The following is a 321-nucleotide window of genomic DNA, read 5'->3' as shown; positions in this document are numbered from 1 at the left end:
GCGGATATAGTGCATGGAACACTGGCGTAATCCCTGTCCGTTTTTGCTGCAATGGTAGTACCCGTATGGGTTTTTGTTCTGCTTGTTTTCCCCATAGGCTAAAGACCATCCGCAGTCTGCACATTTTATCAATCCTGCGAAAATCTGTGTCGTACCGTTTCTGCGTTTCCTGCGTCTGCTTGCAATCAGCTCCTGAACTTTTTGGAACACTTCTTCGGAAATGATGGCTTCGTGGGTATTTTCCACACGATACCATTCTTCCTGCGGCTTCCGCACCTTTTTCTTGTTCTTGAATGAAATGTTGCTCTGCTTGTTGTGAAC

Annotated in this window: 1 protein-coding gene; it reads right to left on the bottom strand. The window is 46.1% G+C overall.

Features of this window, described 5'->3' with window-relative positions:
* Window positions 1-321: recombinase family protein (locus PZH32_RS12205; RefSeq protein ID WP_275208521.1), on the bottom strand; the 321-nt coding region annotated here is incomplete at both ends.

The organism is Adlercreutzia equolifaciens, from assembly GCF_029076695.1.
Classification (GTDB): Bacteria; Actinomycetota; Coriobacteriia; order Coriobacteriales; family Eggerthellaceae; genus Adlercreutzia; species Adlercreutzia equolifaciens_A.
The sequence above is the reverse complement of the archived record's forward strand: the minus strand, read 5'-3'. Positions and strand labels throughout refer to the sequence as shown.